Annotated in this window: 13 protein-coding genes; 11 read left to right on the forward strand and 2 right to left on the reverse strand. The window is 66.8% G+C overall.

Going from position 1 to position 13,258, the window contains the following annotated elements:
* Window positions 1-119: 119 nt before the first annotated feature.
* The 5 genes from ABIE00_RS05245 (at window position 120) to ABIE00_RS05265 (ending at window position 6,153) form a co-directional block, all read left to right on the forward strand.
* A complete protein-coding gene (locus tag ABIE00_RS05245; RefSeq protein WP_354257650.1) occupies window positions 120-1,412 on the forward strand; it encodes an ABC transporter substrate-binding protein in 1,293 nt (430 codons plus the stop codon).
* Between the two features lie 22 nt (window positions 1,413-1,434).
* The gene (locus ABIE00_RS05250) at window positions 1,435-2,382 is read left to right on the forward strand and encodes a carbohydrate ABC transporter permease (RefSeq protein ID WP_354257653.1); all 948 of its coding nucleotides are present in this window, start codon (window positions 1,435-1,437) and stop codon (window positions 2,380-2,382) included.
* The gene (locus ABIE00_RS05255; RefSeq protein WP_354257656.1) at window positions 2,382-3,302 is read left to right on the forward strand and encodes a carbohydrate ABC transporter permease; all 921 of its coding nucleotides are present in this window, start codon (window positions 2,382-2,384) and stop codon (window positions 3,300-3,302) included. The genes ABIE00_RS05250 and ABIE00_RS05255 overlap by 1 nt, the downstream gene beginning before the upstream one ends.
* Window positions 3,303-3,354: 52 nt before the next feature.
* Complete coding sequence (locus ABIE00_RS05260; protein WP_354257658.1) at window positions 3,355-5,064, forward strand: glycoside hydrolase family 13 protein; 1,710 nt, start codon at window positions 3,355-3,357, stop codon at window positions 5,062-5,064.
* A 123-nt stretch (window positions 5,065-5,187) separates the two neighbouring features.
* Window positions 5,188-6,153, forward strand: a complete 966-nt coding sequence (locus tag ABIE00_RS05265; RefSeq protein ID WP_354257661.1) for an aldo/keto reductase — start codon at window positions 5,188-5,190, stop codon at window positions 6,151-6,153.
* A 78-nt stretch (window positions 6,154-6,231) separates the two neighbouring features.
* Here ABIE00_RS05265 and ABIE00_RS05270 read toward each other — a convergent pair whose 3' ends face one another.
* Together ABIE00_RS05270 and ABIE00_RS05275 are read right to left on the reverse strand one after the other, a co-directional pair.
* Entirely contained in the window at window positions 6,232-7,152 is a 921-nt protein-coding gene (locus ABIE00_RS05270; RefSeq protein WP_354257664.1) for a TauD/TfdA dioxygenase family protein, read from the reverse strand.
* Window positions 7,153-7,210: 58 nt separating this feature from the next.
* A complete protein-coding gene (locus ABIE00_RS05275) occupies window positions 7,211-8,248 on the reverse strand; it encodes an ABC transporter substrate-binding protein (RefSeq protein WP_354257667.1) in 1,038 nt (345 codons plus the stop codon).
* Between the two features lie 315 nt (window positions 8,249-8,563).
* On the opposite strand from ABIE00_RS05275, the gene ABIE00_RS05280 reads away from it, so the two are divergent.
* The 6 genes from ABIE00_RS05280 (at window position 8,564) to ABIE00_RS05305 (ending at window position 13,131) form a co-directional block, all read left to right on the forward strand.
* Window positions 8,564-9,427 (forward strand): HpcH/HpaI aldolase/citrate lyase family protein, encoded by an 864-nt coding sequence (locus ABIE00_RS05280; protein ID WP_354257670.1) that lies wholly within the window; start codon window positions 8,564-8,566, stop codon window positions 9,425-9,427.
* Window positions 9,428-9,586: 159 nt separating this feature from the next.
* Window positions 9,587-9,811, forward strand: coding sequence for a DUF3188 domain-containing protein (locus ABIE00_RS05285; protein ID WP_354257673.1), 225 nt, complete (start codon window positions 9,587-9,589; stop codon window positions 9,809-9,811).
* Window positions 9,812-9,846: 35 nt separating this feature from the next.
* Entirely contained in the window at window positions 9,847-10,308 is a 462-nt protein-coding gene (locus ABIE00_RS05290) for an FAS1-like dehydratase domain-containing protein (RefSeq protein ID WP_354257675.1), read from the forward strand.
* A gap of 2 nt (window positions 10,309-10,310) precedes the next feature.
* Window positions 10,311-10,748 (forward strand): MaoC family dehydratase, encoded by a 438-nt coding sequence (locus tag ABIE00_RS05295; RefSeq protein WP_354257678.1) that lies wholly within the window; start codon window positions 10,311-10,313, stop codon window positions 10,746-10,748.
* 12 nt (window positions 10,749-10,760) lie between these two features.
* Window positions 10,761-12,029, forward strand: a complete 1,269-nt coding sequence (locus tag ABIE00_RS05300) for an MFS transporter (RefSeq protein ID WP_354257680.1) — start codon at window positions 10,761-10,763, stop codon at window positions 12,027-12,029.
* 34 nt (window positions 12,030-12,063) lie between these two features.
* Window positions 12,064-13,131: a UDP-N-acetylmuramate dehydrogenase gene (locus tag ABIE00_RS05305; protein WP_354257683.1), complete on the forward strand. Its 1,068-nt coding sequence runs from the start codon at window positions 12,064-12,066 to the stop codon at window positions 13,129-13,131.
* Window positions 13,132-13,258: the final 127 nt, after the last annotated feature.

The raw sequence follows: 13,258 nt of genomic DNA on the forward strand, positions 1-13,258 counted from the left end.
GGAGCAACTGTGAACAGCCCATCGAAGCACCAGCCCCGGCAGCCGCAACGCGGCGCCATCTGGCAGCACTCAGTCCCGGCCTCCGCGCTGTGAACGCAAGTCCGCTCAGCCGCGGGACGGTGGCCAAACCAACTCCGCTCAGCCGCCGCGCACTTTTCAAGGCTGCCGGGCTCGCCGGCGCAGCAGCCGTCCTTCCGCTGGCAGGCTGCGGTTCCGTTCCCAGCCGCCAGAACGGCGTCACCACGCTTCGCTTCATGCAGAACAAGCCCGAGGTGGTCGCCTACTTCAACCAGGTGATCAAGGACTTCGAAGCGCTCAACCCGGACATCCGAGTCATCCAGGATTTCAATGAAGGCAACTTCGTTCCCGGCCTGGTCCGCAACGACCCGCCCGACGTCGTGACCCGCGGCTTCGCGCAGGCCACCGCCGACTTCGTCCGCAAGGGCGTGTTCGCGGACCTTTCAGACCATCCGGCCGCCGCCACGATCGACCCCAAGATCCAGGACCTGGTCAGCTCATGGGGACAGTACAACGGGCACGAGACGAGCGCCCTCCCGTTTTCCCTGGCAGCCGCCGGGGTCATCTACAACCGCGACATCTTCGAGGCGCAGGGCGTCTCCGTCCCCGGCACGTGGAACGAGTTCGTCGCGGCCTGCGGGAAGTTCAAGGCCGCCGGCATCACCCCCATCTACGGCACGTTCAAGGACAGCTGGACCCTCGGCCAGGGCATGTTCGACTACCTCGCTGGCGGCTCCCTGGACGTCGCGGACTTCTTCGCGAAGCTCACCGCCAAGGGGGCCGCCATCACCGAAGGCGCCAAGGAATCGTTCACCAGCAACTTCGGCCCGGTCCTGCCCAAGATGCTCGAGCTGGCCGCCTTCTCGCAGAAGGGCGCCACGAGCAAGAACTATGCGGACGGCAATGCCGCATTCGCCAAGGGCCAGGCGGCCATGTACCTGCAGGGCCCGTGGGCGCTGTCCCAGCTGGTGGCCGCCAACAAGGACGTCCGGCTCGGCAGCTTCCCGCTGCCCGCCACGAACAACCCGGCCGACACCAAGGCCCGGGTCAACGTGGACATGGCGCTGTCCATCACCCGCCACACACCGAACATGTCCGCGGCACGCCGGTTCGTCAGCTACCTGCTGGACCCTTCCGTGGTGAACGCCTACAACGAGAAGAACGCGGCGTTCTCGCCGCTTAGGGAAGCTCCCGCCGTCGAAAATCCCCAGATCACCGGCCTCGCGGCCTCCGTGCGGGAGGGGCGGTACTACCAGGGGGCAACCACCTACTTCCCGCCGTCGGTGCCGCTGCACAACTACATCCAGTCCTTCGTGTACGGCAAGAACGGCGAGCAGTTCCTTTCCGCCCTCGACGACGAATGGCGCCGGGTGGCCGAGCGCACCGCGGTCTGACCGCCCGAATTCAGGAGTCCCCATGACGACAACCTCAGAGACGGCGCAGGCAGCCACGCCCGCAGCCGCAACTGTTTCCCCGAAACCCCGGCAGCGCACCGGCAGGTCCAAGAACAGGATCGATCCCGCGTACTACTGGATGGTGGTGCCGGTCCTGGCACTGTTCGCCTTCTTCATCACGCTGCCGGCACTCGTGGGCGTGTTCTTCAGCCTGACGAACTACGCCGGCTACGGTGACTGGAAGTTCATCGGACTGTCCAACTACGTCAACATCTTCAAAGACCCGGCCATCCTGCAGTCCTACATCTTCACGTTCGTGTTCGCCCTGACCACCACCGTGGTGGTCAATGTCGTGGCACTCGCGATCGCCCTCGGCCTGAATGCCAGGATCAAGTGGCGCACCGGCATCCGCACCGTCTTCTTCATCCCCATGGTGCTCTCGGCCCTGGTGGTGTCCTTCGTGTTCAATTACCTGTTCTCCAACACCCTGCCGGTGATCGCGGACAGCCTCGGCGTGACGCCGCTGGCCACGAGCATCCTGGCCGACGAGAACTACGCCTGGCTGGCCATTGTGCTGGTCACGGTCTGGCAGGCGGCCCCCGGCGCCACCATCATCTACCTGGCGGGGCTGCAGAGCGTCCCGTCCGAGGTGTATGAGGCCGCGGATCTCGACGGCGCCGGCAGCTTCCGGCAGTTCGCCAGCCTGACGCTGCCGCTCATCCTCGGATACCTCGTCATCAACGTGATCCTCGGCTTCAAGGGCTTCCTCGGTACCTATGAGATCATCGTGGGCCTCACCGGCGGCGGCCCCGGCATGGCCACCCAGTCCGTGGCCATGCGCATCTTCTCCGGCTTCACGGGCGGGGACTACTCCTACCAGATGGCGAACGCGGTCATCTACTTCCTGATCACCCTGCTGATCTCCGTCATCCAGCTGCGCCTCATCCAGCGCCGGGGGGTTTCACTCTGATGACAGCTTTTCCGCTAACCACCCGCCGCCGTTCAGGCAACACCGGCCCCTCAATCAGCCCGGCCAACCCGCTGCGCCGGAAGAACCGCTCCGGCCGGGAGGGCTACAAGGTCAACTGGTGGCTCACCGCGCTGATGCTGGTGGCCTCGCTGACCGTACTGCTCCCGCTGTACTTCACCGTGGTCATGGCCCTGAAGTCCCCGGACCAGATCGGTACGGGCACGGGTCTGGAATGGCCCAGCACCATGAACTGGGAAAACTTCGGCGCCGCCTACGTGGCAACGAACTTCCCGCGGGCGTTCATGTCGACGGCGTTCGTCACCGTACTCAGCGTGCTCGGTTCGCTGGCCTGCAGTTCGCTCGTGGCCTATGCCATCACCAGGAACTGGAACCGGAAATTCTTCCGGGGCTCCTTCGTGTACCTGCTCTCGGCGATGTTCATCCCGTTCCCGGTGATCATCCTGCCGCTCATCAAGCAGACGGCCCTCCTCGGCCTGGACAACCCGGGCGGCGTGGTGTTCCTGCACGTGCTGGGCGGGATCTCGTTCAACACGCTGCTGTACATCGCCTTCGTCCGCTCCATTCCCGTGGAGCTGGAGGAATCGGCACGGCTCGACGGTGCCACCACCTGGCAGGTGTTCCGCAAGATCATCTTCCCGCTGCTGGCCCCCATGAACGCCACTGTGGGCATCTTCGCCTTCCTCGGCTCATGGAACGACTTCCTGCTGCCGCAGATGATGATCGCCGACCCCGCCCTGCAGACCCTTCCCGTGGTGCAGATGCTCTTCCAGGGAGAGTTCAACACCAACTACAGCCTCGCGTTCGCCTCCTACCTGATGGCCATGGCACCCACCTTGGTGGTTTACATCCTCGCCCAGCGTTGGGTACTGTCCGGAGTCATGCGCGGGGCCGTCAAGTAGACCCATCAAACCAGTCCAGCAACAACCCCAACCACAAGAAAAGGATCATCCCTTGTCCACCACCGCCACGCTGGCAACCCTTTCCGATTCCGACCGTCTGGCCGATCCGAACTGGTGGCGCCAGGCGTCCGTCTACCAGATCTACCCCCGCAGCTTTTCCGACTCGAACGGCGACGGCCTGGGCGACATCAAAGGCATCACGGCCAAGGTCCCGTACCTGAAGACGCTCGGAATCGACGCCGTCTGGCTCAGCCCGTTCTACCCCTCGGCGCTCGCTGACGGCGGCTACGACGTGGATGACTACCGCAACGTGGACCCGAAGCTCGGCACGCTGGAGGATTTCGACGAGATGGCCGCCGCCCTCCACGCGGCCGGCATCAAGCTGATCGCGGACATCGTCCCGAACCACTCCTCGGACCGGCACGAATGGTTCGAGGAAGCCCTCGCCTCCCCGAAGGGTTCACCGGCCCGGGACCGTTACATCTTCCGGGACGGCAAGGGCCCCAACGGCGAATTCCCGCCGTCGGACTGGGACTCCGTCTTCGGCGGCTCCGCCTGGGAGCGCATCACCGAACCGGACGGCACCCCCGGCCAGTGGTACATGCACATCTTCGCCAAGGAACAGCCGGACCTGAACTGGGCCAACCGGGAAATCCGCGACGACTTCCTCAAGACCCTGCGCTTCTGGTCGGACCGCGGCGTGGACGGCTTCCGCGTTGACGTGGCGCACGCGCTCACCAAGGACCTCACCGAACCGCTGCTGTCCAAGCTGGAGCTGAGCGCCGCCAACACCGGCACGGACGGGTTCGACGACGGGTCGCACCCGTTCTGGGACCGCGACGAAGTGCACGAGGTCTACGCCGAATGGCGCGAAGTCTTCAACGAGTACAACCCGCCGCGCACCGCCGTGGCCGAGGCCTGGGTGCACGCCACCCGCCGGGCCCGCTACGCCAGCCCCGAGGGCCTGGGCCAGGCCTTCAACTTCGACCTCCTGCAGGCCGACTTCGACGCCGAGGAGTTCCACGAGATCATCACCCGCAACCTGGCCGAGGCGGCCGCCACCGGCGCCTCCTCCACCTGGGTCTTCTCCAACCACGACGTCGTCCGGCACGCCACCCGCTACGGCCTGCCCAAGGGCTCCAAGGGCAAGCACGCCAAGGGCCAGGACGGCAAGGACTGGCTGCTGGCCGGCGGTCCGGAAAAGGACCTCGACGTCGAACTCGGCCGGCGCCGCGCCCGCGCCGCCACGCTCCTGATGCTCGCGCTGCCAGGTTCCGCCTACCTGTACCAGGGCGAGGAACTGGGTCTGCAGGAAGTGGCCGACATCCCCGAATCCGAACGGCAAGACCCGTCATTCTTCCGCAACAGGGGAGTGGAGGTGGGCCGCGACGGCTGCCGTGTGCCCCTGCCGTGGTCCGTTGAAGGCACGTCCTTCGGGTTCGGCGACGGCGGCGCGCACCTGCCGCAGCCCGAGTGGTTCAGCACCTACGCCGTTGAGGCGCAGGACGGCACCCAGGGCTCCACGCTCGAGCTCTACCGCACGGCACTGAAGCTCCGCCGCGAGCTGCAGGCCGCCGAAGAGCTGGAATGGACCGAAACCGGGAACCCGGACGTCCTGCACTTCAGCCGCCCCGGTGGGTGGCAGTCCGTGACCAACTTCGGGGACACCGCCGTCGACCTTCCTGCGGGCACTGTGCTGGTGAGCAGCGCCCCGCTGGAAGACGGGAAGCTGCCGGCCAACACCACGGCCTGGCTGCGCTGATCCGCACGGAATACCTGCCGCTGGCGGCCCCTGGTCTGATTGGACCGGGCGCCGCCAGCGGTTCGTTAAACACCCGGCGCCGGGGCTCTGTCCGGGCCCCGGAACAAATGAAAGAGTGAAGCCATGACTGAACAGACTGCAGCACCATACGGCCGGCTGCTCTACGGCTGCATGGGCCTGGGCGGTGACTGGTCGACCGAACCCCATGAAATCACCGACGTCGAGGCCGCGGCTGAGGCCATCGATGCGGCGCTGGACATCGGCGTCACGCTCTTTGACCACGCCGACATCTACCGGCACGGAAAGGCCGAAGCCGTCTTCGGCGAGGTCCTGGCCGGCACCAGCGGACTGCGCGAACGCATCCAGCTGCAGACCAAGTGCGGGATCCGGCTGAACGAGCGGGGGCTGGAGACACACTACGACCTGAGCGCGGACGCCATCATGGAGCGCGTGAACGGCAGTCTCGAGCGCCTGCGCACCGACTACGTTGACATCCTCCTGCTGCACCGCCCGGATCCCCTGATGGACCCCGCGGAGGTGGCCGCCGCCGTCGGGAAGCTGATGGCGGAAGGCAAGGTGCGGGCCCTGGGCGTGTCCAACATGTCAGCCGCCCAGATCGAGTTCCTGCAGGACAGCCTCGAGACCCCGGTGGTGGCCAACCAGCTCGAGCTCAGCCTGCTCAAGCGCGACTGGCTGGAGAGCACTGTCCTGGTAAACCATCCCGATGCCCATAGCTACAGCTTTCCGCACGGGACGCTGGAGTACTGCGCCCGGCGGGGGATCACGCTGCAGGCTTACGGCGCACTGGCCCGCGGCCACTACACCGGCAACCCGCCCGAACGGCCCACTCCGGCCGAGAGCGCCACGGCCGCGCTGCTGGCGGAGATGGCCCGGGAGAAGGACACCACCATGGAGGCGGTGCTGCTGGGCTGGCTCATGAAGCACCCGGCCGGGATCGCGCCGGTCATCGGTTCCGCCAACCCGGACCGGATCCGGGCCTGCGCCGGAGCCGCCCGGGCGGCCGAGACCATGACCCGGGCCGAGTGGTACCGGCTGTGGGTCACGGCCCGGGGAAGCAACATCCCTTAAAACCCAACTGGGTCGCAGTTGTTGTCGTTATGAGCCTTCAAAACGACAACAACTGCGACCCAGTTTGGATGGATAACCCTAGAGAGGGGCGATCTCCGAGTACGTGGAGGCATCGCCCTTCAGGGCCTGGCTCTGCTTGCCGTCTACACCCACCGGGACGTCCCCGGCAATGGTGACGCGGTTGAGTTTGCGCGGCTGGCCGTCGTAGTTGTCCGGGGCGTAGTGCTGGGTGATCCTGTTATCGAAGAGCACCAGCTGGTTCGGTTCCCAGTTCACCCGGACCACGTTCTCAGGACGCGTTACGTAGGCCTGGAGCAGGCGGATAATGTCCTTGGACTCGGTGTTGGACAGGCCCACAATGCGCAGGCGCTGCGCGAAGCCCCCAATGAACAGTCCGCGCTCGCCGGTCAGCGGGTGGACGCGCACCACGGGGTGGGCCGTCTCGAACTTCAGCCGGGTGAACTCCTTGCGGCGCTCCTCGGCGTTGGTGTGCTCCAGGTTCTTGGGCACCGAGTAATCGTAGTCGTTGGTGTGGATGGCCCACAGGGTGTCCGCGAAGTTCCGCAGCTCGTCGGGAAGGTCGGCATAGGCGCCGGCCGAGGAGGCGATCAGCGTCTCGCCGCCGTAGGCCGGCAGGTCGATGCTGCGCAGGGTGGACGCCTGCGGCGGGTTGACCACGAACGTGACATCGGTGTGCCAGTTGTTGGCCGAACCGTTCTCGCTGTCCACCGGCAGGACGTTCTCCTCGCCCTCCACGGATGCCACCGTGGGGTGCGCCTTGGTGAGCGGGCCGAAGTGGCCGGCGAACTTCACCTGCGCCTCGTCGGAGAGGATGTTGGACTCGCGGAACACCAGGGCCTTGTGCTCGTTGAGGGCTGAGCGGATCTCCGCAACGGTCTCCGCGGAGAGGTCGCCGCTGAGATCCAGGCCGCGGATCTCGGCGCCGATACGGGAGCCCAGCTTGGAGAATTCGAGCTTTGTTTCGGTGATGACAGTCATCGTTCTTTCCTCACTTTGTGCGTTGCTTTGAATCAGGCGGTTGCTATTGCTTGGTCGGTTACTTGGAACCGGTCAGGAGTCCGTTGAACTCGTTGGTGTACAGCTTTTTGGTGTCCAGGCCGGACTTGATGATGCCCGCGGACTTTAGGTACTCCTCCCAGCGGGAGAAGTCCTCGTCCTTGATCTCGCCCTTGGCAGGGACGCCCACGCTCTTCCAGTACTGCAGGGCGGAGGGGTTCTCGTTGCGGCCGCGTTCCTTCAGGATCTTGGTGAGCCGGGCAATGACCTCCTTGCGGGGCGTGGCCCGCTCCCATTCGATGGCCTTGGCCACGCCCGTGGTGAAGGTCCGCACCGTGTTGGGGTTCTGCGCGATGAAGTCATCCCGGAAGACGTAGGGTCCGCCGGCGAACGTGCCGAACAGGTCGTAGTCGCTGAAAACGGACCGCAACCCGCCGTTGGCGATGGCCTTGTCCTGCAGGATGCTGCCCAGTGCGCCGGCGTCAACCTGGCCGCGGCGGATGGCTTCCTCGGTGTCGTTCGGCGGAACCACCACAAGCTGGACCTGCTTGATCTCGTCCGGGCTCAGGCCGTTCTTGCGGAGGTAGGTGTTGATGACGGCCTCGGAGTGGGCGCCGAGGGTGTTCACGGCGATCTTCTTGCCGATGAAGTCCCGGGCGGTCCTGATCGGGCTGTCTTCCTTCACGTAGAAGCCGTTGAAGGTTTTGCTGTCCTCGCCGTAGTAGTTGATGACCGCCTTCACCGGGGCGCCGGCCTCCACGAGCTTCACCACGGCCCCGGCGAACGCGCCGCCGAAGTCTGTCTGGCCGGTCGCTGCGGACTGGATGTCCTGCGGCCCGCTGATGGTGTTGCCCACCCAGTTCAGCTTGACGTCGCCCAGGTAGCCGAGGTCCTGGGCCAGTTCGGGAAGGGTGACGTTGTTGGCCCAACCCTGGTAGCGGAGTTCCTTGACTTCATTGGCGCCGGGAGCTCCCGTGCCGCCTGTGTCAACACCGGCGGCGCTCCCGCCGCAGCCGGACACCGTCAGGGCGATGACGACGGCGGCCGCAGCACTCAGGATGGTCAGGTGTCGTTTCATGGGGGTTCCTTCAGGGGTTAATTGGCTGGTTCGCCACGTTCGCTCCGGCCGCTGCAACGGCCGATGGATCGATGTAAGCGCACTCGACAGGATGCAGAAAAGTGCCGGGTCACGGCGGGCAACCGTTGGAAATCCGCGGAAACACGGCGCAACAGCGGGTCATGAGGCGTCCCGTTGCGGAGGGTGAATCGGTGTGACAGGTGGCATCAGGGATGCCCAGGAAGGGCGGTACACTGACCCTTTTGTTCGTATTGGTCTGCCCTGCGGGGCCGATCTGCGTCGCGCACACGGGCGCGCGCCCGATACGGTAGAACCATGACGTCTACTTCCACAGCCGAGATCACCCGGCACGAACGCAATATCCCCGCCGAGATCGCCCGGTCGTGGCTGCTCGTCAACGCGATGAAGACCGAGCTATTCGACCAGTCCGCTGTGTCCCGCGCGGACTCGATCATCCTCGACATCGAAGACGCCGTTGACCCCTCGCAGAAGGACGTTGCCCGCGAGAACGTGGTGAACTGGCTCGGCGGCGGCGGCCGGGCCTGGGTGCGGATCAACGACGCCACCAGCAAGTTCTGGGCCGACGACCTCGCGGGCCTGCGCGGCACGCCGGGGCTGCTCGGCGTCATGCTGGCCAAGACCGAATCGGCTGACCAGGTCACCGAGTCCTTCCACCGGATGGACGGCAAGACGCCGGTCATCCCGCTCGTGGAATCTGCGCTCGGCATCGAGGAAGCCAACCACATCGCCAAGGCCCAGGGCGCCTTCCGCCTGGCCTTCGGCTCCGGTGACTTCCGCCGCGACACCGGCATGGCCAACACCCAGGAGGCCATGGCCTACCCGCGCGCCAAGCTCGTCGTCGCCAGCCGCGTCGGCAACCTGCCGGGCCCCATCGACGGACCCACCGTGGGCACCAACCACCCCATCCTGCGCGAGCAGACCGGCGTCACGGTGATGATGGGCATGACCGGAAAGCTCTGCCTGGCCATCGACCAGACCAGCGTCATCAACGAGGTCATCAGCCCCACGCCGTCGGACGTCGCCTGGGCCACCGACTTCATGAACGACTTCGAAGCCAACGGCCGCGTCATCCGCGACGGCTCCGACCTGCCCCGCCTCGGCCGCGCAGAGAAGATCATGAAGCTCGCGGTAGCGTTCGGCGTCCAGCCTGCGCTGTAAGCGCCACCAGCATCACCAGGAGACCCCGTGACCGATACCAGTTATCTGGTGCACGGGGTCTTCCGGGAGTGCACCTCGGAGGTGCCGGCGGTGCAGGAAGCCCTCTTCTGAGGAAGCCCTTAAATGGGGGCGCACGGCCTGATTGGGTAAACTGGCACGGTGCTGCACGAATTCTGGGTCACCGCGCCCAAGTCCTACAAAATCCTGGTCTTCACCGCGATGGGCCTCATCGCCGTCGGCCTCATCCTCAACATTGCAGGCAATGTCACCGCCAACCAGGGGCTCATGATCGGGTCCCTGCCGGTAATCGGCCTGGGCCTGGTGCTCCACATGGTGGGACTGGTGGTCCGCGGCCAGCGTGTGCGGAAGAACATCCGCAAGTAGGAAACCCGCACACCCGCCCCGATAGGCTTGAACCCATGACTATCAATCCGGACCTGCAGGGCCGAAGCTACCCTGCCGCAGAGGTGTATGACGTTGGCCGCGAGAAGATCCGCGAGTTCGCCCGCGCCGTTAAGGCCACCCACCCCGCCCACTTCGATATTGACGCCGCACAGGGCCTGGGCCACCCCGACCTCGTGGCACCGCCCACGTTCGCGATCATCATCGCACAGCGCGCCGACGCCCAGCTGATCGAGGATCCGGAGGCAGGCATCGACTTCTCCCGCGTCGTCCATGCCGACCAGCGCTTCACCCACCACCGCCCGATCTTTGCCGGGGACCGGCTCGTCGCCGAACTGCACGTCGACGGCGTGCGCGCCATGGGCGGTGGTGCCATGATCACCACGCGCAGCGAGATTTTCGTACTGACGGACGGGGACGGGCGCGAGCCGGTATCCACCACCAAGTCATCCATCCTGGTCCGCGGAGAGGGACAGTAGCCATGAGCCCCACATTCGAAGAACTCAGCGTCGGCCAGGACATCGGCAGCCGCAGCATCGAGGTGACCCGCCAGGACCTGGTCAAGTACGCCGGCGCTTCGGGCGACTTCAACCCCATCCACTGGAACGAGGCCTTCGCCACGGGAGTCGAGCTTCCCGGCGTCATCGCCCACGGCATGTTCACCATGGGTGCCGCCGTGCAGTTGGTCAGTGACTGGGCCGGTGACCCGGCCGCCGTCGTCGACTACCAGACGCGTTTCACCAAGCCGGTGCTGGTCACGGACACGACGGGGACCGGCGACGCCGGTGCCGTGATCGACGTCAGCGGCGCCGTCGGCGCACTCGATGCCGAAGCGCGCACCGCCCGCGTGGACCTGACCGTGGTGTTCGACGGGCAGAAGGTGCTCGTGAAGGCCCAGGCCCTCGTCCGGTTGACGTGACGTGATGCTGTCTTGAGTTCCACCGCCGTCCAGGCGCGGGAAGTCGCCCTGTGGCGCAACGCCGTGGTGGTGGCCTACGCCGCCAGCGGGCTCGCCTTCGCGTCCTGGGTCTCGCGCCTGCCGGCGATCCGTGACGGCCTCGGCCTCACTCCCGGCACGGTGGGACTGCTCCTGCTGTGCATGACCGCCGGGTCCTTCCTCTCGGTCTCCGCGTCGGGGCTGATCGTGCTCCGGCTCGGTTCCCGGCGGACCATCCGGACCGGCAGCATCATGGTGGGGTGCGGCCTGATCCTGGCCGGCTTCGGCACATCCGTCCTGTCCAGCCCGGTTGCCGTTGCCGCAGGACTGGTCGTCGTCGGACTGGGCACTGCCAGCTGGAACACCGCGTCCAATGTGGAGGGCGCCGCCGTCGAACGGGCCATCGGCCGGCATATCATGCCCCGGCTGCACGGCTCGTTCAGCCTGGGCACGGTTGCGGGAGCCGGGCTTGGTGCCTGGGCGGCAGGCGCGGGCGTGCCGGTCCTCTGGCACCTCACGGCCGCCGGGCTGGTCGTCGCCGGTTCGGTGACGACGGCGGCTCGCTGGTTCCGTGCCGACGTCACCCCGGCGGAACGCACGGCTCCGTACCGGCCCGACAACTTCGAGGACCCCTCCACCGGGCCGATCCCCGTCGTCCGGGCGTCAACTGACGGTACCGAGGCCCCGCTGGACAACAAGCGCAAGATCGCCCAGGCCTGGCGGGACCGGCGGACGCTGCTGCTCGGCGTCATGGTGCTGGGCCTGGCGCTGGCCGAGGGCGCGGCGGGGGACTGGGTGGCTCTGGCGCTGGCGGACGGACACCACCAGTCGGATGCGGCGGGCGCCGCCGGGTACGGGCTGTTCGTCACGTTCATGACCATCGGCCGGTTTCTTGGGACAGTGGTGCTCGACCGGTTCGGCCGGGTCCCGGTGATGCGGTGGTGCTCGGCCATGGCCGTCTTTGGGCTGGCGCTGTTCGTATTCGCCCCGGTGCCGTGGCTGGCCTACGCCGCCCTGGCCGTTTGGGGGCTTGGCGCCTCGCTGGGCTTCCCGGTGGGCATGTCCGCCGCGGCCGACGATCCCGCCAAGGCCGCCGCCCGAGTGTCCGTGGTGTCCACGATCGGGTACGGGGCCTTCCTGTGCGGCCCGCCGCTGCTGGGGCTGCTGGCTGAGCATGTGGGGATCCTGCACTCGCTGCTGGCCGTCATGGCGGTGCTGGTGGCAAGCTTCCTGCTGTCCCCGGTGGCCCGCAAGCTTCCCTGATTTCCCCTGCTTCTGTTCCCTATAGGCTGGACTGGTGACCTCCCCAATGCTTTCCGATCTGACCACGGCCGCCGTCGGCGGTCCCGCCGGCACCTACGTCGAGGCCCGCACCGAGGCCGAGATCATCGAGGCGGTCCGTGCTGCGGACGCCGCGGGTGAGCAGCTGCTCATCATCGGCGGCGGCTCCAACCTGCTGATTTCCGACGACGGGTTCCCCGGAACCGTCCTGAAGATCGCCTCCGAGGGCTTCGCCGTCAGCGCGGAGGACTCCTGCGGCGGCGTTTCCGTGGTGGTGCAGGCGGGCCATAACTGGGACGCGCTGGTTGAGCATGCAGTGCTCCACGCCTGGTCCGGCATTGAGGCGCTGTCCGGGATTCCCGGTGCCACCGGCGCCACGCCCGTGCAGAACGTCGGCGCGTACGGCGCGGACGTCTCACAGACCATCGCTGCGGTCCGGACCTGGGACCGGGAGCGGAACGGGGTGAAGACCTTCACCAACTCGGAGCTGAAGTTCGGCTACCGGGATTCGATCCTCAAGCAGACCACGGTGGACGGGTCCCCGCGCTACGTTGTGCTGACTGTCGAATTCCAGCTGCCGCTGGGCCGCATGAGCGCACCCATCCGATACGCCGAGCTGGCGCGGATCCTGGGCGTGGAGCAGGGCCAGCGTGCCTACTCCAACGATGTGCGCCGCGAGGTCCTGCGGCTGCGCGCCTCCAAGGGCATGGTGCTGGATCCGGCCGACCGCGACACGTACTCCACGGGTTCGTTCTTCACCAACCCGATCGTGCCGTCCTCCGTGGCAGACGGACTGCCCGAAAACGCACCCCGGTACCCGGGCGGCTCCGACGGGCTGATCAAGCTATCGGCGGCCTGGCTGATTGACCACGCCGGCTTCGGCAAGGGCTTCGGGCTGGAGGAGGGCAGCGTCTCAGGCGGCCGGGCCTCGCTGTCCACCAAGCACACGCTGGCCATCACCAACCGCGGCTCCGCCAGCGCCGCCGACATGGTGGCGATCGCGCGCGAGGTGCGGGCCGGCGTCGTCGGGCGTTTTGGCATTGAACTGCACCCCGAGCCGCTCCTGATCGGCCTCACGCTCTAGCGTTGCAGGGGTACACCACGACCGGCCCTTAGCCGCTCGACCGGCCCCGCCCCGGGACGGTCCTGCGGGGCGGGGCCGGTCTTGCGGGAACTCGAGTCGCGTGTGCCCCTCTACGGTGAGCGTGCGG

The organism is Arthrobacter sp. OAP107, from assembly GCF_040546765.1.
In the GTDB taxonomy this organism is placed as follows: domain Bacteria; phylum Actinomycetota; class Actinomycetes; order Actinomycetales; family Micrococcaceae; genus Arthrobacter.